This window comes from Paraburkholderia panacisoli (genome assembly GCF_008369935.1).
GTDB classification, from domain to species: Bacteria; Pseudomonadota; Gammaproteobacteria; order Burkholderiales; family Burkholderiaceae; genus Paraburkholderia; species Paraburkholderia panacisoli.
On the sequence record NZ_VTUZ01000037.1, the window covers coordinates 25,273 to 50,929 of the forward strand.

A 25,657-nucleotide genomic window follows, 5' to 3' on the forward strand; every position below is an offset into this window, starting at 1 on the left:
TCCGGACCGATTCCCAACAATTCGCAAGCATCGATCAAATGCGCCGAATCCGCTGACACAGGCGGATTGAGCAAACCTCTCGCGTGTGTGTCCTCGGCCGTATTCGGACGAAGCTTACTGTCAACAGCCAAATTTGCTCGATTACTGTTCACGTTTAATTCCTTGAAAACCCAAATCCGCGGTGTCGAAAACGCTTCACAAAGCTTGTCGTCCGTACTGACGCGGCAGGAGCATATACTGCGCCGTCACATATCGAAAGATTGTGCGGGGATGATTGCTCGCCTAGTGACTAGCGCGATTCACTACAAATTGAACGAAGGCCGGAGTTTAGAGCTCTGACAAATTAGGAATAATCCTATTTCAGCAACCTGACACTATATGCCAATTTATCCAGGCACTATCTCGTGTTTACGCCCGCTTGACAGCAGCGCGTCAATCGCGGGCCAAGGTTAGCTTCCACACTCCGAATCACGATCGGCCGTAATGATCGTCAAACCTGACGATGTCGTCCTCGCCCAAATAAGTGCCAGACTGCACCTCGATCATCTCGAGCGGCAACTTGCCCGGATTCTCGAGTCGGTGCGTCTGACCAAGAGCGATATAAGTCGATTCGTTCTCGGACAACAGGAAGCTCTCGTCCCCGCGGGTGACGCGCGCGGTCCCCCGAACTACGATCCAGTGCTCCGACCGATGATGATGCATCTGGAGAGACAACCGCGCCCCCGGATTAACCACTATGCGCTTAACGTGAAAGCCCTTCCCTTCATCGATCGAATCGTAGTAGCCCCATGGCCGATACACCTTGCGGTGAAAATTCGCCTCGGTCCCCTTCTCGTTCTTGATACGTGCCACGATCGCCTTGACGTTCTGCACGGAGGAATGCTTCGCGACGAGGATCGCGTCGGGCGTTTCGACGACGATCAGGTCTTCCGTACCCACGCACGCGATCAGGCGCCCTTCCGAATACGCGAGCGTATTCAACGCGCCGTCGAGCATGACGCGACCGCGCGTCACATTTCCGGCGGCGTCTTTCGGCAGCACGTCCCAGACGGCGTCCCATGCGCCGACATCCGACCAGCCAGCGTCTAGCGGCACTACGGCCACCTGATAGCCCGAACCCGGATCGGTGATGCGCTCCATCACGGCAAAGTCGATGGACTGGGACGGGCACGAGACGAACAACGCGGCATCGACACGCAGGAAATCGACATCGCGCGACTTCGCGTTGTACGCGTCGACGCACGCGGCGTGAATCAACGGCTCGAACTGCGCAATCGCGCGCAGCCAGACCGACGCTTGCAGCACGAACAGGCCACTGTTCCAGAGATACTCGCCCGAGTCGAGGTACCTCTGTGCCAGTTCGCGAGACGGTTTTTCAACGAATCGGTCGAGGCGATGTGTGTTGCGCTCGCCGAGCTCCTCGCCGACGCGCAGGTAACCGTAGCCCGTTTCCGCACGGGACGGCACGATGCCGAGTGTGACGATGTTCCCGTCCCCCGCGCACCGGACAGCATCCGCGACGCGGGCACGAAAGACGGCCTCGTCCGTCACCGCATGGTCGGACGGCATGACGACCATGATGGCGTCATGCCCGCCCTCGACCAGCGAAAGCGCGGCGAGTGTCAGTGCAGGCGCCGTGTTTCGCCCAGCCGGCTCGAGGATGATCCGGGCGCGAACGCCGCTCTGCCGCAATTGCTCAGCCACGTTGAAGCGATGTTCTTCCCCGCAAACGACGATGGTGTGCGGCGAAACCGGATGGTGCGACGCCAGGCCATCGAGACGCCGAGCCGTCGATTGCAGCAGCGAATCGTCGCCGAGCAGGCCGATTAGCTGCTTCGGATACTGCTCGCGCGACAGGGGCCAAAGGCGCGTTCCCGCGCCTCCCGCGAGAATGACGGCCTGAACGGGGAGATGGTCGGCGCCAGCCCTTGCGGTGCCAGCGTCCGTGGAAGACGGATTGCTCATGCTGTTACTCTGAATGGATGCACGACGACGAACGACGCGGGCCGCACGATCGTCAGGCCGGTGAAACGATTCGGCGAAACGCCTCGTTGAGCTTCGGGCCCGTGGCGTAATCGTAGAACGCGGTGCGCGTCGCGAATGCAGGGCGAACCGCCTGGAAAAAACACAGCATGTCGCTCACGTTCTTGTTGCGCAACACTTCGGTGAATGCCTCCAGGTCGAGTTCGCCGAACGCGGGCGACAACAGGCGAGGACCGGACTGATGCAGGGCCTCGGCGATCACGGCGGCAATCTCGACACGTACGCGCGACAGATCTTCCTTGATCGTATTGCCCTGATGCACGCGATAAACGATGTGCTCCTCGTCGAGATCGAGGATCACCGAGCCGAACTCGAAGGCAAACATCAGGAAGTCGAGGTCATGACAGTATCGAAGCGGCTGAAAACCGCCCGATAAATCCCACAGCCGACGCGAAAATACCATGTTCGACGTAGTCGCGACGTAGTTCTCGTTCACGAGCGATAGTTGCGGAAGGCCATATTTTTCGAGGAACTTGCGCGAGCGTGCGAGCCAGTCGATTGCGACGCCGCCGCGCTGCCGGGCGCCATCGTCGTCCATAATGCCGACGCCGCCGACGATCAGGTCGGCTGTGCCGCGCTGGGCGATCAATTCGCGGCAGCGCTCCAGCTTCTTCGGTGCGAACAGGTCGTCCGAGTTGAGCACCGCGATGTATTGCGAACGGCTGATGCCGATGGCGCGATTGATGGTGTTGTGTGCGCCCGCGTTTTCCTGCCTGAATAGACGCGCGCGTGGCGTGCGCTCCAGCAGGCGCTCGGCGGTACCGAAGCCGTTATCGGTCGAACCGTCGTCGATCAGGATGATCTCGTCTGCCGCGGAGGTCTGTTCGAGAACGCTTTCGAGCGTCGACTTGATGTACCGGCCATGATTGTAGAGCGGCACTACAACTGAAATCGAAGGCCCTGCATCCTTTTTGAGGAACTTGAACATGGAGGTCTCGGATCGAGCCGCACCGGGCCCGGCGTCACTGAAAAATTATTGGATGTCGGTATCGAAGAACGGGAAATATCTCGAGCGGTAGCGCAAATCGCGCGTGCGGTCCCTGATGTAACGCGCGGGATTTCCGCCCACGATCGTATAAGGCGCTACGTCGCGCGTGACGACCGCGCCCGCGCCCACGACCGCACCTTCGCCGATCGTCACGCCCGGGCAGATGATGGCGCGCGCGCCGATCCACGCGTGATCGCCGATCACCACGGGCTTGCACAGGCAGACGAAATCCGGATTCTGCGGATCGTGCGTCAAGGTCTGGATTAGCGTGTAGTGCGAGACGTTCACGTTGTTGCCGATCTTGAGCGGCACGCGTCCGTCGAGATAGGTGTAGCGGTTGATCACGGTGTTCGAGCCGATCTCGATGTGATAGCCGGTCACGAAGCAACCCATCGCGATGCTTGAATCCACACCCATGCGCACCATGCAAAAACGCCGCAGGAACCAGTGCCGGATGCCGTACGGCATGTAGTTCATGAAAAGATGGTTGCCGAGGTAGAAGCACACGGCGGGTTTGTAGCGCCAGCGAAAAAAGCGCCATACGCGACGCAGGTGTTCCACGACTCTTCCCACAAGCGACCGGTTAGCGACGTTGCTCACGCACGACCTCCTCGATGACCTCTTCGTAACGCCGCACAATGTCATTGAAATCATACGACGAATAAATCTTCGCGCGCCCGCGCTCGCCACGCGCTGCCCATTCCTCCCTATGATCTGCCAACGTCTCCATCGCTTCGACGAGACGCGACGTGATGGTGTAAGCACGCGGCGCATAGGCCAGTTGATCGAGTGTAACCGAGTCGAGTTCGGTGGTGTCGCCGTACTCGTTGGGAATCAGGATGCCGATGTCGTCGTTTTCAATGACCTCGGCAGAGGCGCCCGTGTCGGTCAGGACCATGGGCTTGCCGTAGAACATCGCCTCGTTCATCGCGATGCTCCAGCCTTCAATGAAGGAAGGCAGCAGGAACGCATCGGCGATGCGGTGCACCTCCGCGACGTCGGCGACGTAGCCGGGCATCAGGATGTGCCGCTCCAGACCGTCGCGCTTGATCTGTTGCTTCAGGGCCTCGACGTGCGGCGCAAACACGGGATTGCCCACGCACAGGATCTTGATGTCCGAGCGCTTCGCGAGGATGCGCTTCATCGCGTCGACCATCACATAGTGACCCTTGTGCAGGTTATACGACGCGACGTTGGCGAACACGTAGTCCGTCTCGGCGATGCCAAGGTCTGAGCGGCGCAACGTTCCCGGCTTCTTCTCTCGCGCCTCGTGCTCGCTGATGATGAGCCCGTTCGGCACGGTAATCACCTTTTCCGCCTCGACGCCGAGCCTCGCGGCCGCATAGCGCGTCGCGTTCTTCGATACCGAGATATAGCGATCCACGTATCGGTCATTGTCGGCGAAGGCGCGCGCCTGCTCGGCCGAGAAGAACGCATAGACGTTGTGTATGAACGTGATGTTCCTGATGCCGAACTCCGCAAACAGCGGATAGCCGACATACGAGAAATGAGACATCGCGAGATGAGGCTCGAGTTTCGACAGCAGCTGGCCATACGCTGCGAGCGTGTCGTGCTCCGGCAGGCCGATGACGCGCAACCCCGCCTCGCGCGCCACCGCGCCGAGATGTCCGACCTTGCCCGCTGTGACGATAGTCACGTCGAAGCGGTTGCGATTGAAGGCGATGGCCGAGTCGAGCACGACTTTCTCCAGGCCGCCCTTGTCGAACGACGCGAGTTCGATCAGCAATCGGAGCTTGTTGGGATCGATGTCGGGCCGCTCGAAAGTTACGGGTTTTGTCTTCGGCGCGAACAGGCGCTTCACGAGATTGAGTACCGTCATGGCTCGAGATTCAGATTCTTATTGAGGAAGGAAGCGCAGCCCGGTTTCGTCGACCGTCTTGCCCAGCCCGATCGACTCCAGCATGGTCCTAAAGCACTCCGCCACCGTGCGGACTGAGAACTCCGACAGCGCGGCTTGGAAACCAGCATCGGCGAGACGCTGCCAGAGTTCGGCGTCCTCGTGCAGGCGCACGATCTCGTCGGCCAGTTGTTGCGGCGTGTCGCCCTCGAGGATGTGTTCGCCCGTGACAAGACCCATGCCCTCGCTCGCCACCTTGCTAAGCACGCACGGCACGCCGTGAAGCAGACTGGATACGACTTTACCCTTCACGCCGGCGCCGAAGCGCAAGGGCGCAACCGACAGGCGCACGTGATCCAGGATGGACGACAGATCCTCCACGAATCCCACGATGCGCACGCCGTCTTGCGGCGCGTCGAGCGCCGCGATATCGGGCGTCACGTTGCTGCCGACCACTTGCAGTTCGATATCCGGTAAGCGGCGGCGCACGAGCGGCCAGATTTCGCCGACGAGATACTTCACCGCGTCGATGTTCGGCTGGTGCGCGAAACCGCCGATAAACACAACGCCACGTCGCGCTTCAAAGCTCGTCGGAGCGCGCGTCGGAATACGCGGAATAGGGATGCGGTGGACATTGGCCGCCGGCATGAGCCGCTTCACGATATCCCGCTCGACGTGACTCACGACGGTCGTCGCGTCCGCCACGCCGATCGCATGCAATTCCGCGCGGCGCACTTCGAGCGCATGACTCAGTGCGGACGCCGAACGCTCGACGATCGCCGCCCGCTCTTCACGCAGGTAATGCAGATCGACGGTGCTGAACACGAGTTTGGCGCGTGGCGCGGTGCGGCGCACAGTATCGACCAGATGACTCGCGACGCTGATCCGTTGCAGCATCACGAGATTAGCCGTCACTGCTTCGCGCGTGGTGATCTCCTGCAGCGAAATCATGCCGTTAGCGATCAGCACACGGAATCCCCAGCCACGCAGCAAGTCCGCATAGGGCTGTGGCTCGACTTGCTCGAACGCCGCGATGAAGCACACCTCGTAGCCGAACGCCTGGAAGATACGCATGTACCAGAACAGGTCGGCCGATCCCGAATCCTGATCGGGCTTCGGAACGAATGCATCGACGATCACGATCTTCGGTCTCGTCGCCAGCGGCAGCACGTCCGTGGTGCCCGCGTAATTGGCGAACACGGTTTCGAAACGGTCGCGCAACTGCCAACCTTGATACGCGTTGTCCCACGCGTCGCGACTCGGTGCGGGAATGCGTGCGGCGTCGCTGACGAACGAGAACCGCGCGAAGGGCTGACAGTAGGTATGAATGGCTTCGCTTGCCAGCAACAGCGCAAGCGAAGCGATGCCCGCCTCGAACGGCGCGCCTGCAATCAATTGCGGGGACAACTGCCGCCACAGGCTCGCGCGGACCATCAATATGCCCGGCGATGCCGCCGATACTCGCGCGACGGAGGCCACACGCGAATCGTCGGCAGCGCTACCGCTCGCGTTGGCAACCAGGCGCCCGTCCGATGAGACGCCCGATCCCGCGGCGATGACATCGCCTTTCTCATCGAGAAGCAGCCCAGTGACTGCGCCCGCGTCAGGGAATCGATCGAACAGTTCCAGCATCGCGTCGAGCCAGCCCGGATGTGCGGCGAGCCGGTCCGACATGAGAACCAGATACTCGCCTTCCACTTCGCCGATACGGTCGCGAACGCCGGTGATGTGCATCGTCGCGTCCGGAGCGTGACGCACCTGCACGCCTCTTTGCGCCGCGACCGGCGACTCCGCGTCCGAAATCACAATCACTTCCGTATCGGCGCTCTTGAGTGTCGCGCTGAGCATGCGCAGGCTCGCGTCGAGCGTCGTCGCCTCGCGCGAAGCGATCATTGCGATGGTTACCCGCGTACGAAGAGGCTTTTCGAAAGGCACGAACGGGACATCGCGCCAATTCGCGGGAAGCGCCATCGCGATACGCGCCGAGCGGTTAGCCGCGGCCGGTTGTCGCGGCGCGCGACCGAGCAGCACGCTGGCACGTGCCTTCGCCGGACGCAGCAAGCGCGTGCTGATGAGACGCACCGGTCTCGTCACGCGCCACGAGAAGGACGCGCGAAGGGATTCGATCTCGGCGTGCAAGGCGCGGTTCTGCGTGCGCAGCGCGTGAACCGTGTCAGCTTCGAGCGGATCGTCGAGATCCGGCCCTGCTCCCGTCGCCTCGGTCGCTGGCGAGCTCATCGTCTTCAGCCTGGCGGAAAACGTCTCCATCTGTTGCGTCAAGGTTTCGACGAGATGCCTGGGCGTCTGCGCATCGGCCAGCGTCGCCAGCGCCTGTTGCTGACAAGCGAGCTCCGCGTCCCGCTGCCGTTGCTCCGCCGCTACGCGTTCGAGTTCCTGGTTGCGCTCGACGATCACTGCGTTCAAACGGACCGTTTCACTTGTCAACTGGCCGATATCCGCATCGCGCTTCACAACGGCTTCGGTCAATCGTACGGTTTCCGCGGTCAGGCGGCCGATCTCGTCCGCGCGCTGCATTGTTTCGAAGGTCAGCCGGGCGATATCACCGGCTTGCTGTCCGACCTGCTCGTTGCGCACCCGGTCGTACTCCTGGAACGAGTGGGAACAATCGAGAATGGTTCCTTCGATGGCCGGAAGTTCGCCGTTCGTGGCAAGCGCAACGAAATAGACAGCGCCGGGAATTGTGCTGGTGCGCTCATAAGTGCCGGCATCGACTTCCGTCCACAACGACACGTCGCGCGCAGCACCGTGTTCTTCATGGAAAATGATCGACCCGGCGCTGGCCTTTTGCACATAGAGATTGATGTTCGTAAACCCAACGCCCAGAAATTGCACGAACTCGGCGCGATCGAGTTCACGGACATGATATTCGTTTGGCATCGCACCGGGGGGCGAATAGACAGGCCGGTTCGGGGTGGAAACGATCAATAGTCCGTTCGGACGTAACACGCGACACACCTCGCGCATGAATTGCTCATGCTCGCGAAAATGCTCCAGCGTTTCAAATGACGTGACGACGTCGACCGACGCGTCAGGCAGCGGTATCAGCGTAGCGCTGCCTTGCTCGAAGCGAAGATTGTCCCGGACATAGCGATTACGGGCTGCGCCGACTGCTTCGGCATCGACATCCACACCCACCACCGTGCGCGCCACCTGAGCAAGCACGTCAGCGCCGTATCCTTCGCCAGACGCGATATCGAGAATGTCCTTTCCCTCGCATATCGGCGCAGCGAACAGATAGCGGTGATAGTGCTCGTACTGGATAGCGCCGGAAACGGCCGGAATATACCGTTCGCCCGTAAATTGCTGCACGCCGCTGGATTGACGCCCGAAGCGCAGGCGCCTGATTTGACTCGTCATAACGAATGCCTTGACTGCGGCGGGTACCGCCAACGATGGAAAGTACCGGCTATTGCCCGACAGGTGGACGTACGCACTAGGCGAACTGTTCGACCCGTGGTGGGAAAGCCAATGAAAACACTGGGCGGCCACTTACCGCCAGATTCGGATTGTAAAAGGGGTCTTTGCCAACCTCTGAACCCCACCGCTCTCGCATCCATCCGATCTCTCGTCCGAATCGCGTTGCGTTCAACGAAGTTGTGTCGCTGCCCCGCGACGCCGACTCATGATGATAAAGCTCGGCAAACGGCACATATACGTTCTGATATCCAGCCGCACCGAGTTTCAGGCAGAAGTCGACGTCATTGAATGCCACAGGCAGGTGTTCAGCGTCGAGTCCGCCTACGTCTTCGTACAATGCCTTCTTAACGACCAAACATGCAGCCGACACGGCCGACATCTGCTGTGCGAGTACCGCGCGGCCGAAGTAACCGCGTGCTCCGCGCGGGGCCATATGATGCATGTGCCCTGCCAGATCTCCGATACCCAACAGCACTCCTCCATGCTGCAACCGGTCGTTTGGATACCAAAGCGCAGCGCCCACCGCGCCACTCAGGGGCAACGCCGCGTAGCCGACTAGCACGTCGAGCCAATCTGACGATATCACTTCGATGTCGTTGTTGAGCAGACACAGCATCGATCCATGCGCACGGGCAGCCGCCTCATTGTTCAACGCCGCATAGTTGAACGGCGCATCGATACGCAGCACTGTCACGTTGGGTTGCAGTTCGTATCGCGCCAGCAATTCGACAGCGCGAGTGTCGCGTGACCCGTTGTCCACGATCAGGATTTCATAGTTCGGGTAGAGCGTGCGCGCCTTCACGCTTTCGATGCAGCGCTCCAGCAGGTCGGGCTTGTCGCGCGTTGGAATGATGATCGATACCATCGGCACCGGCTCAGGAACGGCAAATGTCACGCGCAACATTGTCGAGTCGACGGACAATGGCTCGACCGACGCGTCGAGACCGCGCCGCGACAGATGCTCCCGAACCGCGCGCAACGACGCATCTCGCGCGTAAGGCTTGGCGGCCACATCCCGCGCTGTGCTCTCGGCCGTCACGCGCCAATGATAGAGAATATGAGGAACGTGAACCACGGCCGCATCCCCGGCAAGCTCGACGCAGCGCAGCACCAGATCATGATCCTGGCTTCCCTCGAGACCGGGCCGAAACCCTCCTGCCCGCCTCACCAGGTTCGTCTCGAACACACCAAGGTGCGAGAACATGTTCTGCCCGAGGATCAGCGCGGGGTTCCAGTCGGACTTGAAGTAAGGCTGCACGCGCCGGCCATCGGGGGAAAGCTTGTCCTCGTCGCTATATAGCATGAGGCCGGACGGAAAGCGGTCCAAGTACACCGCGGCCATGCAGAGGGCATGCTCAGACAACAAATCGTCGTGATCCAGGAGCGCGATGAACTCGCCGGCCGCCAGGCCGAGCGCGTCGTTGCTGGCGGCGCAGATGTGGCCGTTCGTCGGTCGGCGCAATGCCTTGATGCGCGTATCGCGCCCCGCGTATTCCTGCAGGACTGCGGAGACGTGGGGCGCGGTTGACGCATCGTCGACAATGCACAGTTCCCAATACGGATAGATCTGCGCGCGCACCGAATCGATCATGTCACGAAGATATGGCTCCGGTGTGTTGTACACCGGCACTATCACGGAGATCAAAGGGCGTTTGCGCAGCGCACCGATCATGGCCGCGAGCGCCCCGCGCTTTGCGTCGTCGATCGTATCGTACTGCTCGATCCACGTTTGGTATTCGACCACACTGTCGCGCGTCACCCGGCTGAGCAGTCCCGCCATGCCCTCGCGGCGCAGCACGGTCAGACCCGCGCGAATCGCTGTAACCACGCCACCGCGGAGTTGTACAGCTTGATGGAGTGCGCGCAGTGATCGCTGCGACAGGCGCATCAGCGAAGCGACCCGCATGCCGTCACACCTGCGCTTCGTAGGCGGAAAGGACTTCCTCCACGGGACCGAATGCCCGTACCCGGCCGCGCTCCATCCACAGCACCTTATTGCAGACCCGGCGAATTTCAGCGTTCGCATGCATCGCTAACACGACGATTTCAGCTCGGCTGTGAAGGTCCTGCAGGCGATTCTTCGCCTTGTTCATGAACGACGCATCACCGACTCCCATCACTTCGTCGAGCAGCAGTATTTCCGCGTCAACTGCGGTCGACACCGCGAACGCGAGACGCACACGCATACCGCTCGAATACGTACGAAGGGGAAGATCCAGATAGTCGCCCAGTTCGCAAAACTCGGCGATTTCCTCCTGCTTGGCCTGGATTTCGCTATCGCTCATGCCGAGAAGCAGTCCCCGCAGTCGGATGTTTTGCAGACCCGTGGAGTTCTCGTCCATGCCCAAGCTGATGTCCAGCAACGGGACGATCTTCCCGTCGCATGAAACCTCGCCCACCGTTGGCGAATAAATGCCCGCCATAACCCGGAGCAACGTCGACTTGCCTGCACCGTTGTGACCGATCAGGCCGATCCGGTCACCGCTTTCCAGCCGTAGGTCGATGTTGTCGAGCGCACGTACGACTATCACGCCGTGATTGTCCTCCGCAATGGAGTTCCGCCGGCCCATGCGCATCACTTGCTTTTTCAGAGAGCGCCCTTGCACATCGTAGATCGGCAAATCGAGGGTCGCGCCTTTAAGTTCTATAAACGCCATGATGTGCTTCTCAAATCCAATAGGGAATGCGCTTCAGATAGCGGCTCGTCAAGCTCAACGCAAGCAGCCAGCCGACCAGGGTTATACAGATGCACACACTCCAGGTCAATACGCTTGGCATTTGACCGATCAGTGGAGCGCGCACCAGATCGATCAGATATGCAAGCGGATTCCATTCGACGATGAACGCGAAGCGGTTGAGCGCTTCCGGCCGGTACATGATCGGGGTAACGTAAAAAGCGATCTGGATCAACGCGCCGATAATCTGCGGCAGGTCGCGAAATCGCGCCGACAACAACGCTGCCACCATCGCGATCCACATCCCGTTCAGAATGTACACGAGCAGCGCCGGAATAAAAACGGGCAGCGTCTCCCAACTCTTCACACCAAAGATCGCCAGCAACAGGATGACGATAAGGAAGTTGTGCGCAAGGATCACCAAGTTGCGCCAGACAACCTGGAAGATGTAGATCAGCTTCGGTGTCGACGCCTGACGTATGTAGGTGCCACTATTGATATATGCCGTGCTGCCTTCGCTCACGGTCGATGCAAACGCCATCCACATCACAAGGCTGACCGACAGGAACGGAAGGTAGTCGCTCATTTTTTGGCCGAACAGCGTGCCGTAGACGACGCCGATAGACCCGATCATGACTCCCATGCTAATGGTTAGCCAGAACGGTCCGAGCCTAGAGCGCGCATAGCGCTGCCTTACCTCCAGCCATCCCAGCAGAGTCCAGAGCCGCCACGACGCGACGCTTTGCTTTAGATCGACGAGTATGAGATTAAACATTGTGTATTCAAAGGATTACTGTGGATGTGCTATTTGACGGACATGGACCGCGTGGTCTGGCAGCGACGAAAGTCATCGCTCGCGCAATGCGCCCATCTGGCTGGTGAGGCCATGCCAGATACCTAGCATGGCCATACCAAAGTGACGCGCACGGGGATGCATGAACAGCCCATAAATCGCGAGCCGAACGGGAAGCTTCACGAGCTCCGTGGACTTCCAGCTCCATGGAATATAGCTGCGTTTGATGAGCGCGATGGCATTGCGAAACATGTAATAGTGACGTACCGGACTATGACTCGGATAGGTTCGGCCAAAAATAACCACTGGTTCGCCGCCCAGTGAATGTGCGAGACGCAGCCCCGGAGCACCGAGCACCGCGTACCCCTTCGAACGTGCTCGAATGCACCATTCGAGATCGACAAAGTCGATGAAAAGTTCATCCTCCATCGGCCCGATGTCGCTCCATGCGGCAAGATTGATACAAGAGCCCGAACTGATCAGAAAGTCCACGTCGATGGGTCGGGTCCCGACAGGCGCCACACGTTGCAGCTTCAGATAGCCGAAGCGGACGAACGGCGCAACGCCGCCCAGTCGCGCATCCTCGTACGCGGGTCCGACCAGCGCAACGCGAGTTCGGTGCCTTAGTTCCACGTCGAGAGTGCGTGGCAGCGCTTCGATCAACTGTGCCGAAGGCTCGCTGTCCTGGTCGAAAATGAGCGCGCTTACACAGCCTGCATCGATCAGGCGAGTCACCCCCTGGTTGATCGCCGTAGCAATGCCGAGATTAGCTCCGTTCGCGATATAGATAATCCGATCGTCCAGACCGAGCGCCGTCGCGCAATCAACACGCTCCGTGTTGTCGACAACGACACATCGGGCAAATTCGACGAACCGATTCGCACGCTTTACACAGTCGTCATCGGGTCGATAAAACACGACTACGATGCCGGTTTGGTCGGACCGATTAGCCACGTTGATTCAGCAACCTGTGCGCGTGCGCGACGTCGGTGCATGTCCATACCCTCGACGATCGACGCTTTTCTTGGCCGGCAAGATCCCCTGCACCGGCCGCAAATGCGCACGTAAGCATCGTTACGCGTGGGGATGTTCCCGCGTCATCGCAAGCCGAGACGGATCCGCTACGAATGCGGTAAAGCGGCTTCATGTCAACGTAGCATCGGTTTGGCGCGCCCCCGACGCCATGTCGCCCATGCACAGGCGCAAAGCGTCGTCCCATGAGGGCAAGCACAGCCCGAAGCGCTCGGCGAGCTTTTCTTGCGACATCCGCGAGTTCCCCGGACGCTTCGCGGGCACCGGATATTCGCTCGCGGAGATCGGCAGAACCTTTGGCGCCAATTCACCCATCGCAATATCAAAAATCGCTTGAGCGAATCCGTGCCATGAGGTCGCGCCCGCGGCGGTCAGATGATAAATTCCCGACCGCTCCCGCCACCATTTCGCATCTTCGGACGCCAAGCCCTGCGCAAGCACGTGCGCGGTCGCCGTCGCAATCGTATTCGACCAGGTCGGCGCACCGATCTGGTCCGCAACCACGCGCAATTCCGGACGTTCGGCTCCAAGCCTCAGCATCGTCAGCAGAAAGTTCTTCCCGCGGCGCCCGTATACCCAACTGGTTCGAAAAACCAAATACGCACATCCGCTTTCCGCGATCGCCCGTTCGCCGGCGAGCTTGCTGGCGCCATAAACGTTTTGCGGGTTCGTGCGGTCGTCCTCGGCATAGGGCGTGCTTTTGGTGCCGTCGAAGACATAGTCCGTTGAATAGTGAACAAGCACGGCACCGCTATCGGCGGCCTCCTGGGCCAGTGTCCTCGGCACATCCGCGTTGAGTCGCATTGCCGCATCGATATCGCTCTCGGCAGCGTCGACTGCGGTGTACGCAGCCGGATTGACGATGATCGCAGGCTTGATCTCCCGCACGACCGCACGCACGCGATCGAGATCGGAAAGATCCAGTGCTTTACGATCAAGCGCAACAACCCGCCCCAAACCTTGCAGCGTGCGCATCAATTCGAAGCCGACTTGGCCGTTGACACCGGTCACGAGTATCGCGCGTTCCTGGTTCATTGTGACCTCACGCAAAAACTTCGGCATCGCTCAAACGCTTGCCCGCGGCATCTTTCGCCGCGAGGAGCGGCTCGAAGTCGATGGGCCATTCGATACCGATTTCAGCATCGTTCCACACGATGCTGCGCTCATGCTCCTGATACCAGTAGTCTGTGGTCTTGTAGAGAAACTGCGCCGTATCCGACAACACGACAAACCCATGCGCAAAACCCGGCGGCACCCAAAGCTGCCGATGATTCTCTTCCGACAGATTCACCCCAACCCACCTGCCAAAATTCCGCGAACTCTTGCGGATATCGACGGCGACATCGAACACCTCGCCTTCCACGACGCGCACGAGCTTGCCCTGCGCATGCTGAATCTGATAATGCAGCCCGCGCAACACGCCTTTCGCCGAACGCGAGTGGTTGTCCTGCACGAACTCGACGCCAACTTCCACCTGCTCCTCGAACTCGCGAGCGCTGAAGCTTTCGTAGAAGAATCCGCGCGCATCGCCGAACACCTTTGGCTCGATGATCTTGACTTCGGGCAGCGCCGTAGCGGTTAGTTGGATGGCCATGCGACTTGGTCCTTCGGAAGATTGAGCAGATATTGACCGTAGGCGTTCTTGGCGAGCGGCTTCGCGAGCGCGAGCAACTGCTCGTCGTCAATCCACTCACGGCGATAGGCGATCTCTTCAGGACACGCTACCACGAGTCCCTGGCGCTTTTGCAGCGTCGCAATGAACGTGGCCGCTTCGATCAGCGAATCATGCGTGCCGGTATCGAGCCACGCATAGCCCCGGCCCATGATCTCGACATCGAGCTTTTGATGCTCGAGATACCGAGAGTTCACATCAGTGATCTCAAGCTCGCCCCGCAGCGACGGCTTGATGTCGGCGGCGATGTCGCATACCTCGTTGTCGTAGAAGTAGAGTCCCGTCACCGCATAATGCGAACGCGGATTGGTCGGCTTCTCCTCGATCGATAGCGCACGAAACTTCTCATCGAATTCCACGACGCCATACCGCTCCGGATCGTGCACGTGGTACGCGAACACCGTCGCGCGATCGGTGCGCGAATCGGCGCTCTCAAGCTGCTTCGCGAGATCGTGGCCGTAGAAGATGTTGTCGCCGAGAATCAGCGCCGACGGATCGTTGCCCACGAAATCGCGGCCGATGATGAACGCCTGCGCGAGTCCGTCCGGCGACGGCTGCACCGCGTACTGGATGTTCATCCCCCACTGGCTGCCGTCGCCGAGCATGGCTTCGAAGCGCGGCGTGTCTTGCGGCGTGGAGATGATCAGCACGTCGCGAATGCCCGCAACCATCAGCGTGGACAGCGGGTAGTAGATCATCGGTTTGTCGTAGACCGGTAGAAGCTGCTTGGATACGACATGCGTGATCGGATACAGGCGCGTGCCCGATCCACCCGCGAGAATTATGCCTTTGCGCGCCATTACCGTGCCTTTACGCGCGCTGCGCGTAGTTGGTCTCAACCCACTTCCGATAGTCGCCCGAGGCGACTTCGTCGGACCATGCCTGATTGTCCAGATACCATTGGACCGTCTTCGCGAGACCCGTCTCGAACGTCTCCGCCGGTGTCCAGCCGAGTTCGCGTTCGAGCTTGCGCGCGTCGATCGCATAACGGCGGTCGTGGCCGGGACGATCCCTCACATACGTGATCTGGTCGCGATGGGACGCACCCGCCTTCGGACGCAGTTGGTCGAGCAGGTCGCACAGCGTGTACACGACTTCGAGGTTCTTCTTCTCGTTCCAGCCGCCGACGTTGTATGTCTCGCCGGGTGTGCCGCGCGCGAGCACTTCGCGAATTGCGCTGCAGTGGTCGCCCACGTACAGCCAGTCGCGCACGTTCTGGCCGTCGCCGTACACCGGCAGCGGCTTGCCGGCGAGCGCGTTGGCGATCATCAGCGGAATCAGCTTTTCGGGGAACTGGTACGGGCCGTAGTTGTTCGAGCAGTTGGTTGTCAGGACCGGCAGGCCATACGTGTGATGGTAGGCGCGCACCAGATGATCGGAGCCCGCCTTGGTCGCCGAGTAAGGACTGTTCGGCGCGTAAGGCGTGGTTTCGGAGAACTGCGGATCGGTGGCGGACAGCGAGCCGAACACTTCGTCGGTCGACACGTGCAGGAAACGGAACGCGGCACGTTCGACGTCGCCGAGCGTGTTCCAGTAACTGCGGGTGGCTTCCAGCAACGTGAAGGTGCCGACCACGTTGGTTTGCACGAAATCGGCCGGGCCGTGGATCGAGCGGTCGACGTGGCTCTCGGCGGCAAAGTGCAGAACGGCACGCGGCTTGTGCTCGGCGAACAGCGCGTCGAGCGCGGCGCGATCGCAGATATCCGCGCGCACGAATACGTGTTTGGGATTGCCCTGTTGCGACTTCAGCGTGCCAAGATTGCCTGCGTAGGTCAGCTTGTCTACATTGAGCACCGCTTCATCGGAGGCATTGAGCCAGTCGAGCACGAAGTTGGCGCCGATAAAACCGGCGCCGCCCGTTACCAGAATCATGAAATTCCCTTCTAGATGTTAGTGGCAGCCGGAACCGGTTCGCCGAATTGCTCACCCCGCGGTCGTTCCCCGATTCTGCCGCAGTCCGTCGCCTTCGCTTGTGGTACAAGCAAACGCTCGGACGCTGATCTTATGACGCCCCGATTATAAAGCGACCCAGAGCAAAAACTAGAACCCTAACAACTTGAAACAGCTTGACAAGTTTGGTTTCTGATGATCACCACAGGCCAGCAATTATGCAAGCGGTGCGTGGCGCAAAAAAAAAGCGAGCGACGGATAATCGCACATGCCGCGCGCCTCAGGCTGTGAGCATCCAGCGCAGCGTATCAATGAAAGGAATCGACTCAACGCCCGGCACCAGCGAGCGCAGCTTGGCCGGCGAGCCGGCCAGCATTTTCACGTCGGTTTGGCGGACGAACGCGGGATTGACCCGGATTTCGAGTTCGTGCCCGGTCAGATCGCTGGCCGCCGACAGAATGTTACGCAACGTGTACGGCGTTCCCGTGCAGACGTTGACGATCTCACCCGCGACATCGGAGTCGAGCAGCGCGTCGTAAGCGTTCGCGACATAGCGCACGTCGGAGAAGTCGCGCGCTACGTCGATGTTGCCGAGTTCGATCGACGGTTCACGCCGCGCGAAATGCTCGACGATCTTCGGCACGAGGAAGTTCGACGCCTGGCCGCGGCCGGTGTAGTTGAACGGCCGCACGATCAGGATCGGCAACTGGTCGAACCAGGCGCGCACGAGCGCTTCCATTGCTGCCTTGCTGGACGCGTAGTGATTGACCGGCGTGAGCGGAAAGCTCTCGTCGATCGCGTCGCTCGTCACGTTGCCGTAGACGTTCGCGCTGCTCGCGATCAACAGCTTGCGCGGCGTATGGGCAACGGCCGCGCAGGCCTCCAGCAGATTCAGCGTGCCGATCACGTTGACGCGATAGAAGTCGAGCGGATCGTTATGGCCCACGAAGCTGATCGCGGCGAGGTGCACAATGTAGTCGGGCCGCGTGAGTTCGAGTGCGCGCCGGCACGCGGCCGGCGACGTAATGTCGAGCCTGATGCGCGTCGGCGTTTCAACGTCGTTGCGGCCAGCAGTCGTTTCGATCACGGTATGGCCGCGACCGAGCAGCTTTTCGACCAGATAGCGGCCAGTAAAACCGTTCGCACCAGTGACGAGCGTGCGGAAAGGTTGCTTTGCCTGAAAAGACGACATGCGTACTCCGTTCTCGAGGGCCATTATGTTGTGTTGCAATATCGCGCGACGCCCAACTGTTGCGGTTCGCTCGCAGCGCCCGACGGCGCACCGCGCGATGTCACATCTTCAAACCAGCTATTATGTCACGGTAGCATGCTGCACCGCTCCAACGCGGCACGCCTCGTGCGTCACCGCGAGTATCGAACCGCACCGACCCCTTGATGACACCCTCGACTCCTTCCAGCGACTCCTCCGCCTTGGCCCCGCTTGCGTTCGGCGATCTGCAAGGCTGCCGCAAACCGTTCCAGCAACTTCTCGCCAAGGCCGCGCCGCCGGCCGGCACGCCGCTGTGGTTCGCGGGCGATCTGATCAACCGGGGCACCGAATCGCTCGACACGTTGCGCGACGTGATCGCGTTCGGCGAGCGTGCGGTGCCGGTGCTGGGCAATCATGACCTGCATCTGCTGTCGGTGTCGGCGGGAATTCGCAAATCGAAGAAAGGCGACACGATCGAGGACATCCTCGCCGCGCCCGACGCCGCCGACCTGCTCGAATGGATCCGCCACCGTCCGCTCGCGCACTTCGACAACGGCATGCTGATGGTGCACGCGGGGGTGCTGCCGCAATGGGACGTGAATCTGACGCTGGAACTCGCCGACGAATTGCAGCGCGCCCTGCGCGCGCCGAACTGGAAGGAGACGCTCGCCGGGTTGTACGGCAATGAGCCCAATCGATGGAAGCCGAATCTGAAAGGCATCGACCGCCTGCGTCTGACGTGCAGCGCGTTGACGCGCATCCGTTTCTGCAATGCCGACGGCGCGATGGATTTCAGCAGCAGCGGCACGCTGAACTCCGCGCCGCCGGGCTGCATACCGTGGTTCGACGTGCCGTCGCGCAAGACCGCGGACGTGACCGTGGTGTTCGGCCATTGGGCCGCACTCGGTTTGATGATGCGCGACAACCTGATCGGACTCGACTCGGGCTGCGTGTGGGGTGAGCAACTATCGGCCGTGCGGCTCGCGCAAAATCCCGCGGAACGCACGCTGACGCAGGTCGATTGCGAGTCCTGCCGCGTTTCGGGTGGCGGCAACTAAAGAAGATTCAGCAAGCGTGCCGCGTGAGCATCAGGCCGATCGGCCAGAGTGGTCGACCGGCTCGATCAGCGTTGCGCTCGCGGCGAGCGTGGCGGCCTCTTCGGCCACCAGCGCACCCGCTTTCGCGGTGCCGGCCTGCATCTGCCGCAACGCAGCGGCAATCACCTCTTGTGCTTGTGCGGCCAGCCCGCGCCGGTCCGCGCCCGGCGCGAGCGGTTCACCCACATACACGTGCGCGGTCAGCGGACCGCCGCGCAGCAGCAGATTCAGCGATTCGGCGAGCGACAGATCGTCGATATACGCGGGCGCCGTGGATTGCCCGCCCTGCGCGTCTTCATACATGATGCACAGCGGCTGCACGTGCGCCGCCGCCGATACAGCCGCCTGGAACATGTTCGCGTGAAACGGCAGCAACGCGAGTCCATTGGAGGTGGTGCCTTCGGGAAACACGCACATCAGCTCGCCCGCGCCCAGACGATCGGACAGCTCGTGCATGATCCGCTTCGCGTCGCTGCGCTTTTCGCGCTGGATGAACACCGTGTCCAGTTGCCGCGCAAGCCAGCCGACCAGCGGCCACTGCCGGATCTCGGCCTTCGAGACGAACGGCGTGGGCCGCCACGCATTGATCACGTAGATGTCGATCCACGAGATGTGGTTGGCGACCACCAGCGCGCCGCGGTCTAGCCGCGCACTGTCGTTATGCACGACGAGGCGCATCCCGCACAGGCGCAGCATTTTCAGCGACCACGCGCGATTGAGTGCGTGGCGCCGTTCGGCGCTGGCGCCGGGAAAGCGCGTCGCCACGATCCACATGCCGTGCAGCAGATGCGCGATCAGACGGGCCTTGCGTAACGCGAGCTTCATAGTCGGAGCTTTCCGTTTTAACCTGGCAATCAGCGCTGCAATGCGCGCGCAAGGAACGAGATTACGCGCGCTGCTCGAACGCGACAGAACCGGACACGATGGTCGCCCGCACGCGCGCCGGCAGTTCGTACCCGAGGAACGGCGTGTTGTGGCCCTGGCTCTTCAATGCGCGCGGCTCGACGCGCCAATGCGCGTGACGGTCGAACACGCAGAGATCGGCCACCGCGCCCACCGCGAGGCGGCCAGCCGCGTTCAGACCGAGTACGTCGGCCGGCGCCGCCGTGATGCGGTTCAGCGCCTGCGCGAGCGGTACGCCGGCTTCGTCGGCCCATTTCACCGTCAGCGACAGGAACAGCTCCAGCCCGGTTGCGCCCGGCGTGGCTTCGCCGAACGGCAACAGCTTTTCGTCGTCGTCGACCGGCGTGTGGTCGGAGCAGATCGCGTCGATCGTGCCGTCGACCAGACCCGCGCGGATCGCTTCGCGATCGCGCTGCTGACGCAGCGGCGGATCGAGCCGGAACTGCGCGTCGAAGTAGCCGATGTCGAGGTCGATCAGATGCACGTGATTCACGGTGACGTCGCACGACACCGGCAGTCCCTCGGCCTTGGCCGCGCGCATCAGCGCGATGCCCGCCGCCGAAGACACATGCGACAGATGCACGCGCGCCCCGGTCACGCGCACCAGTTCGAAGATGGTGTGCAGCGCGATCGTTTCAGCCGATACCGGCACGCCCGACAACCCGAGCCGCGACGCCAGCGCGCCGCTCGCGGCCACGCCGCCCTTGCCGAGATAGGCGTCGACCGGACGCAGCCACACGGTGTAGCCGTAGGTCTTCGCGTATTGCAGCGCGCGCATCAGCACCTGGGTGTCGACCACCGGCACGTCGGCCTGCGAGAAACCGATGCAGCCCGCTTCGGTCAACTCGACCATCTCGGTGATGACCTGTCCCTTGAGGCCGACCGTCAACGCGCCGAGCGGATACACGTGCGCCTGGTTCAGGTTGCGGGCGCGGAACTTGAGCATCTCGACGAGGCCCGGTTCATCGAGCGTCGGGTCGGTGTCCGGCGGACACACGAGGCTCGTCACGCCGCCTGCGAGCGCCGCGGCCATTTCCGATTCGAGCGTCGCCTTGTGCTCGTAGCCCGGCTCGCGCAAACGCGCGGACAGGTCGACGAGACCCGGCGCGATATGCAAGCCCTTGGCGTCGATCGTCTTCGCCGCGTGAAAGTCGGCCGGCGCGTTGCCGATTGCGACGATCTTGCCCGCCGCGATAAAAATTTCCTGCTGTTGTTCGGTGCCCGCTGCCGGATCGATCAGCGTGCCGCCTTGAATATGAATCTGCATGCGCTGCCTTTAAGTTCAACCTGGGTTCAGCTTGATGTTTAGCTCAGTCTCGCGCTACTCGAAGCGCGTTGGCGCTGTGCTGGAATGTTTGAAGCAGTGGCTCGACGGCGCCACGCCCATTGCGGCGCGGCACCCTGACCGCCGGGCTCAATCGTGATTGCCCGCGACGATTCCCATCACCGCCATGCGCACCGCGATACCGAACGTCACCTGGTTCAGGATCACCGATTGTGGACCGTCGGCCACCTGTGAATCGATTTCGACGCCGCGGTTCATCGGACCGGGGTGCATCACGATCGCGTCGGGCGCGGCGAGCGCGAGGCGCTCCGGCGTCAGGCCCCAACTCTTGAAGTACTCCTGCGCCGACGGCAGCAACGCGCCGCTCATCCGCTCGTTCTGCAAGCGCAGCATGATGATCACGTCGACGCCCTTCAAGCCTTCGTCGAGATTGTGAAAGACCCGCACGCCCATCTGTTCGAGGCCGCCTGGCAACAGCGTGCGCGGACCGATCGCGCGCACTTCCGGCACGCCGAGCGTGGTCAGCGCATGGATGTCCGAGCGCGCGACCCGCGAATGCAGAATGTCGCCGACGATCGCCACGCGCAGCTGCGTGAAGTCCTTCTTGTAGTGGCGGATCGTGTACATGTCGAGCAGCCCTTGGGTCGGGTGTGCGTGACGGCCGTCGCCGGCATTGATCACGTGCACGTGCGGCGCGCAGTGCTGGGCGATCAGGTAAGGCGCGCCGCTCGAAGCATGGCGCACGACGAACATGTCAGCATGCATCGCCGACAGGTTGTTGATCGTGTCGAGCAGCGACTCGCCCTTGCTGGTCGACGACGCGTTGATGTTCAGATTCAGCACGTCCGCCGACAGGCGCGTCGCGGCGATTTCGAAGGTGGTGCGGGTGCGCGTCGAGTTTTCGAAGAACAGGTTGAACACCGACTTGCCGCGCAGCAGCGGCACCTTCTTCACTTCACGATCGGTCACGCTGACGAACTGGTCCGCGGTGTCGAGAATGTGATTGACGATTGCCTTCGGCAAGCCCTCGATCGACAACAGATGTTTGAGCTCGCCGTTTTTCGTGAGCTGCGGATTGCCCTTCAGAAAGCCATAACGGAAGCGCTCGGTGGCGCTATCAGCTGGATCCTGCGAGGCCTGGGAGGCGGTGTTCATGGTGTACCTGCTTTCTTGCTCAATGCGCAAAGCCGCGTTCAATCGACGCGTACTTCAGTGTGAAAGGTGAAACGCGGGGAGCCGTCGGCGCCGCCTTCTTCGCGGGCGAGCACGAGCGTCGCATCGGCCGGCACGTGCACCTCACCGCCGACAAAACGCGCCGCCACCGGTAATTCGCGTCCGCCGCGGTCGGCGAGCACGGCCAGTTCGACCGCGGCCGGACGGCCATAGTCGTATAGCTCATTCAACGCCGCACGAATCGTGCGGCCGGTGTACAACACGTCGTCCACTAGCACGATGCGGCGATTGTCCACGGAGAACGGCAGCGAGGTTGGGCTCGCCTGCGAGTGCAGGCCTTTCTTCGCGTAGTCGTCGCGATGCAGCGCGACGTTCATCACGCCGAAGCTCGGCACCCTCAGGTCGCGCGCAAGGCGCTCAGCGAGCCATGCGCCGCCACTGTAGATGCCGGCCAGCACGACAGCGCCATCCGGGCTGGCCAGTTCAGCGCCATAAGTCGCGCGAATCTGATCGAGGACGGCGCGATACAGCGCCTCGGCGTCAATGGAATTCATCAATTGCTGCGAGAATAATCAGCCTTCAGGCTGGGAGGGATAGCGCACGACGCGTTGCGTCGCCCCAGTTCTCGCTCTCCTTTGGAAATTGCGCTACGAACGAATATCCATACCCGTCACCGCGCTGCATCACTGTGCAGTATCGATGTGAGATTCCTTGCATTACTTGCGCGGCGCATTGGATATTAAACGATCCACTCGCGCGAATCGCAACGCGGCCGACATATGTGCCGGTCTTTTTGCCGCGCGGCACCTTGGCGCGCACGAGGTCACCGGTCTGAAACCCGCATGCACGCTTTTGGCGCATCAGGTAGCCGCGAGGGAAACCGGATGCAGTAAGCCGCGTGCGCCGGTACGCGCCTCTTCCCGTGCATCGAATCGCCAACGTTGGACGTCGCCAATACCGTAGCATGTCGACTTCGCCTACACACGCTGCATCTAGCGCGTGCGTTTTCGGTACAGAGAGATGAGCGCGATTAAACTTGGTACGACCGCCCGTGGACGGCTCGACCTGCAGCCCTGTAGCTTTGAGCGCGCCAAACAACGCCCAACGTGTCATGTTAACGGCCGCCGCGTCGCGCAGTGGTGCACGCGCATGCGCAAGAATTTGCGCCGCGCGCCTCGAGTCGTGGCGTAGGAACGTCGTTAATGGCAGACTGTCCTTCTGCTGGTTGCAGCTTTTGCAGGCGAGAGTGAGATTGGAAACTCGGTTCGAGCCACCCAACGCGCGTGCCTTGATGTGATCAATCTGCAGTGGCCGGCCCGTCGCGTCGCAGTAAGCGCACTGACGTCCCCATTTCTCAAGCAGATATTCACGCAGTTCGTAGCCCGCCAAAGTGCCTTGCTGATACTCAACACCTCGGATATCGGGGTTCTCCATCGCCTGCATGTCAAAGCGGACGAGTTCAGTGCTGATCGCGACGACGGGCGCGAACCTCCGTAGGCGGTGGACCCACGCTGTCGTAGTCTCGAGTCGGTGACGTAGACTGGGCGCCAGCCATCCTGTCGAGCGACGGCGGTTGTTGAGACGCGCGGCGCGGTAGCGTGTCTTTCTATATCTGCGTGCGCGACGCATCGCCCGCCGCACAGTGAGCATTTTTGATATCTGCGCGCCCCGATGAATCAGATCAAAAAGATTGAGTACGGCCGCACCGCGCAGACCGTCGGAACAAGCGAAGTCACGCACCAGCGCCATGCCGGTCACCCTACTACCCGGGTCGAGCTTTATGCGTAGCGGCTGCACATCGCTCGTACGAATGTCGCGATCGATTATCCGAATGGTAAACGGTACGACCCGATGCACGCGAGCGCGACGGCGCACGAGCAATAAGCGAGCGCGCTTTTCTGTACACGGCATCAGTGGTTTGCCGTTTCGGTCCAGTACAAAGGCAGCCAACGTATGAATCCCATAAACGTCGCCCTTACGGGCCTAGTAACGCATCCATCGCTGGATGTCTCCCCTCGGCAATGTTGCGCACCGGCTATCTGCCCCGATCCGTTTCGTGCTTACCCTGTCGCGTGTCTGCAACCGTGGCTTCGAGAGGTTGGGACTGAGGAAGCATCCCAACGTCGGTCTTTAACCTATGCGCAACGTAGCGGGCTGGTTACCGCTTTGCCTGGTCAACCCGAACTCGTGTCTTTGCCTCCACAAGTTCCACCGTTATGGTGGGGCGATTGACGATCGTCGGAAAGTCCGTCTAGATATTGCTGAAGGATGATGCTGGCGGCTTCGGCGTCGAGCAGATCGGCGCGGCCTTTGCCGGCGCGGATTTCCGCTTTCGCCTCGACCGACGAGTAGCGCTCGTCGATCCACGTGACCGGCAGATTGAAGCGGCCATTCAGCTGATTGCCAAAGCGCTTCGCGAGTTGCGTCATTTCGTGCGGCGTGCCGTCCGGGTGCATCGGCAAGCCAACCACCAGCGCATCCGGCTTCCACTCGGCGATCAGCTTGCCGACCGCCTCGAACCGGTATTCGCGGCTGTGATTCGGCACGATAACGAGCGGCCGCGCACTGCGTGTCAGCGAATTGCCGACCGCCACGCCGATGCGCTTTTCACCATAGTCGAACGCAAGCAGCGTCGCCTCACGTCCGGCCGTGACGCTCATGCGTGACCTGCTTCGCCCGACAGCATCGACAGCGAAATGCCGAGCAGCGCGAGGGCGGCTTCGAGACGCTCTTCGGCAGGCACGTCGAAGACGATTTTCGGGTCGGCTTCGACCGTCAGCCAGCCGTTCTTCGAGATTTCTTCTTCGAGCTGACCGGCGCCCCACCCGGCGTGGCCGAGCGTGAGCAGGAAACGTTCCGGACCGGTACCGCTGGCGACCGCTTCGAGCACGTCTTTCGAGGTGGTCATTTCCAGACCGCCGGGCACGGACATGGACGACGTGTACGGGCTGCCGCCCTTCGGGTCGTGCAGCACGAAGCCGCGCTCGGTTTGCACCGGGCCGCCGAAATACACGGGCACATGCAGCAGGGGTTCGATTTCGAGCTTGAGGTCGATGCGACTGAAGAGCGCTTCCAGATCGATGTCGGTCGGCCGGTTGATCACGAGGCCGAGCGCACCGCGCTCACTGTGATCGCAAAGGTAGACCACCGTTCCTGAAAACGTCGGATCGGCCATGTTCGGCATGGCGATCAGGAACTGGTTGGTCAGATTGATGCGATCGTTACTCTTAGACATAGTTCGGATTTTAGCAAAGACGATGCGGGATGGCGGGGCTTTGAGTGTGGAACCGCGATGCGTGTCATGCCGCAATGCCGCGAGCCATCGACGACGAATCAAGTTGCACTCTATCACGCACGGGGGCTGGGGCCATGGTGTTGGGCGGGGGTGCAGACGGGGAGTGGGCGGTGTGCGGCGGGGTTTTGGCGTGGTAGGGCGTTGCGGCGGGTTCGAACTGGGCAGATTGGCGTCAGTTGTGCCGCTCCGTGCCAATTGGCGTATGTCCATGCTGCCCGGTGCCGGCCGGGGTCGGCCCCGCGTGCCGCCGGTGCGTGCCGCTTACCGCGGGCTCCATTCCACTCAGCCCGCCGGCCCACCAGCCA

Annotated in this window: 22 protein-coding genes; 1 reads left to right on the top strand and 21 read right to left on the bottom strand. The window is 61.4% G+C overall.

Annotation, left to right across the window (positions count from 1 at the left end; translation table 11 throughout):
• Positions 1–468 precede the first annotated feature (468 nt).
• The 14 genes from FVF58_RS37175 to FVF58_RS37240 all read right to left on the bottom strand — a co-directional run bounded on the left by FVF58_RS37175 (position 469) and on the right by FVF58_RS37240 (position 17,581).
• The gene (locus tag FVF58_RS37175) at positions 469–1,965 is read right to left on the bottom strand and encodes a mannose-1-phosphate guanylyltransferase/mannose-6-phosphate isomerase (protein ID WP_149674687.1); all 1,497 of its coding nucleotides are present in this window, start codon (positions 1,963–1,965) and stop codon (positions 469–471) included.
• 52 nt (positions 1,966–2,017) lie between these two features.
• Complete coding sequence (locus FVF58_RS37180; protein WP_149674688.1) at positions 2,018–2,971, bottom strand: glycosyltransferase family 2 protein; 954 nt, start codon at positions 2,969–2,971, stop codon at positions 2,018–2,020.
• Between the two features lie 45 nt (positions 2,972–3,016).
• On the bottom strand, positions 3,017–3,508 hold the full coding sequence (locus FVF58_RS37185; RefSeq protein WP_425469004.1) for an acyltransferase: 492 nt from the start codon (positions 3,506–3,508) through the stop codon (positions 3,017–3,019).
• A 106-nt stretch (positions 3,509–3,614) separates the two neighbouring features.
• The gene (locus tag FVF58_RS37190; protein ID WP_149674689.1) at positions 3,615–4,871 is read right to left on the bottom strand and encodes a glycosyltransferase family 4 protein; all 1,257 of its coding nucleotides are present in this window, start codon (positions 4,869–4,871) and stop codon (positions 3,615–3,617) included.
• Positions 4,872–4,889: 18 nt separating this feature from the next.
• The gene (locus FVF58_RS37195) at positions 4,890–8,267 is read right to left on the bottom strand and encodes a methyltransferase domain-containing protein (protein ID WP_149674690.1); all 3,378 of its coding nucleotides are present in this window, start codon (positions 8,265–8,267) and stop codon (positions 4,890–4,892) included.
• Between the two features lie 76 nt (positions 8,268–8,343).
• On the bottom strand, positions 8,344–10,233 hold the full coding sequence (locus FVF58_RS37200; RefSeq protein ID WP_149674691.1) for a glycosyltransferase family 2 protein: 1,890 nt from the start codon (positions 10,231–10,233) through the stop codon (positions 8,344–8,346).
• Between the two features lie 4 nt (positions 10,234–10,237).
• Complete coding sequence (locus FVF58_RS37205) at positions 10,238–10,984, bottom strand: ABC transporter ATP-binding protein (RefSeq protein WP_149674692.1); 747 nt, start codon at positions 10,982–10,984, stop codon at positions 10,238–10,240.
• A gap of 10 nt (positions 10,985–10,994) precedes the next feature.
• A complete protein-coding gene (locus FVF58_RS37210) occupies positions 10,995–11,777 on the bottom strand; it encodes an ABC transporter permease (RefSeq protein WP_149674693.1) in 783 nt (260 codons plus the stop codon).
• Between the two features lie 72 nt (positions 11,778–11,849).
• Entirely contained in the window at positions 11,850–12,713 is an 864-nt protein-coding gene (locus tag FVF58_RS37215; RefSeq protein ID WP_246217355.1) for a glycosyltransferase family 2 protein, read from the bottom strand.
• A 225-nt stretch (positions 12,714–12,938) separates the two neighbouring features.
• Positions 12,939–13,862, bottom strand: a complete 924-nt coding sequence (gene rfbD / locus FVF58_RS37220) for a dTDP-4-dehydrorhamnose reductase (RefSeq protein WP_188131051.1) — start codon at positions 13,860–13,862, stop codon at positions 12,939–12,941.
• A gap of 7 nt (positions 13,863–13,869) precedes the next feature.
• Complete coding sequence (rfbC, locus tag FVF58_RS37225) at positions 13,870–14,421, bottom strand: dTDP-4-dehydrorhamnose 3,5-epimerase (RefSeq protein WP_149674695.1); 552 nt, start codon at positions 14,419–14,421, stop codon at positions 13,870–13,872.
• On the bottom strand, positions 14,406–15,299 hold the full coding sequence (gene rfbA / locus FVF58_RS37230; RefSeq protein ID WP_149674696.1) for a glucose-1-phosphate thymidylyltransferase RfbA: 894 nt from the start codon (positions 15,297–15,299) through the stop codon (positions 14,406–14,408). The genes rfbC and rfbA overlap by 16 nt, the downstream gene beginning before the upstream one ends.
• 10 nt (positions 15,300–15,309) lie before the next feature.
• Entirely contained in the window at positions 15,310–16,371 is a 1,062-nt protein-coding gene (gene rfbB, locus FVF58_RS37235) for a dTDP-glucose 4,6-dehydratase (protein WP_149674697.1), read from the bottom strand.
• Between the two features lie 298 nt (positions 16,372–16,669).
• Complete coding sequence (locus tag FVF58_RS37240; protein WP_149674698.1) at positions 16,670–17,581, bottom strand: NAD-dependent epimerase/dehydratase family protein; 912 nt, start codon at positions 17,579–17,581, stop codon at positions 16,670–16,672.
• 203 nt (positions 17,582–17,784) lie between these two features.
• Here FVF58_RS37240 and FVF58_RS37245 point away from each other — a divergent pair, with 203 nt between their 5' ends.
• Positions 17,785–18,657 (top strand): symmetrical bis(5'-nucleosyl)-tetraphosphatase, encoded by an 873-nt coding sequence (locus FVF58_RS37245; protein WP_149674699.1) that lies wholly within the window; start codon positions 17,785–17,787, stop codon positions 18,655–18,657.
• A 30-nt stretch (positions 18,658–18,687) separates the two neighbouring features.
• On the opposite strand, the gene FVF58_RS37250 is transcribed toward FVF58_RS37245, so the two are convergent.
• From FVF58_RS37250 to FVF58_RS37280, 7 genes are all read right to left on the bottom strand, one after another.
• On the bottom strand, positions 18,688–19,521 hold the full coding sequence (locus FVF58_RS37250; protein ID WP_149674700.1) for a lysophospholipid acyltransferase family protein: 834 nt from the start codon (positions 19,519–19,521) through the stop codon (positions 18,688–18,690).
• Between the two features lie 61 nt (positions 19,522–19,582).
• The gene (locus FVF58_RS37255) at positions 19,583–20,866 is read right to left on the bottom strand and encodes a dihydroorotase (protein ID WP_149674701.1); all 1,284 of its coding nucleotides are present in this window, start codon (positions 20,864–20,866) and stop codon (positions 19,583–19,585) included.
• Between the two features lie 147 nt (positions 20,867–21,013).
• Positions 21,014–22,039 (bottom strand): aspartate carbamoyltransferase catalytic subunit, encoded by a 1,026-nt coding sequence (locus FVF58_RS37260; protein ID WP_149674702.1) that lies wholly within the window; start codon positions 22,037–22,039, stop codon positions 21,014–21,016.
• 38 nt (positions 22,040–22,077) lie between these two features.
• On the bottom strand, positions 22,078–22,611 hold the full coding sequence (gene pyrR / locus FVF58_RS37265; protein ID WP_149674703.1) for a bifunctional pyr operon transcriptional regulator/uracil phosphoribosyltransferase PyrR: 534 nt from the start codon (positions 22,609–22,611) through the stop codon (positions 22,078–22,080).
• A 25-nt stretch (positions 22,612–22,636) separates the two neighbouring features.
• Positions 22,637–24,007, bottom strand: coding sequence for an RNA-guided endonuclease IscB (iscB, locus tag FVF58_RS37270; protein ID WP_149674704.1), 1,371 nt, complete (start codon positions 24,005–24,007; stop codon positions 22,637–22,639).
• A 224-nt stretch (positions 24,008–24,231) separates the two neighbouring features.
• Positions 24,232–24,717 (bottom strand): Holliday junction resolvase RuvX, encoded by a 486-nt coding sequence (gene ruvX, locus FVF58_RS37275; protein ID WP_149674705.1) that lies wholly within the window; start codon positions 24,715–24,717, stop codon positions 24,232–24,234.
• Entirely contained in the window at positions 24,714–25,292 is a 579-nt protein-coding gene (locus FVF58_RS37280) for a YqgE/AlgH family protein (RefSeq protein WP_149674706.1), read from the bottom strand. Before FVF58_RS37280 ends, ruvX begins: the two co-directional genes overlap by 4 nt.
• Positions 25,293–25,657 lie beyond the last annotated feature (365 nt).